1 pseudogene is annotated in these 235 nt (G+C 59.6%); it reads right to left on the reverse strand.

The window, feature by feature from the left end:
* Positions 1 to 233 (reverse strand): annotated as a pseudogene (locus KVT28_RS28180) (chromophore lyase); the annotation flags it as partial.
* Between the last annotated feature and the right edge of the window lie 2 nt (positions 234 to 235).

Genomic DNA, 235 nt, shown 5'->3' on the forward strand with positions numbered 1-235 from the left:
CTGCGCTGCGTCAGCAAGGCGGCCGGTTTTTCCATGCCAAAGTGCAGCCACTCCACGCGCACGTCGAGTAACTGGCTGAGCGCCGGTAAATTATTATCATCGGGGATCGCTTGCCCGTTAAACCATTTCCACACCCCCGGCGTTGGGATCTTGCAGCCCCTCTCTTGCAGAGCCAGCGCAACCCGTCTATTCCGTCCATGTCCGACAAATCCCGCGCTGGCGCATGCGGCAATCA

The sequence above is a fragment of the Pantoea sp. GbtcB22 genome, assembly GCF_019091025.1.
Taxonomy (GTDB): Bacteria; Pseudomonadota; Gammaproteobacteria; order Enterobacterales; family Enterobacteriaceae; genus Pantoea; species Pantoea leporis.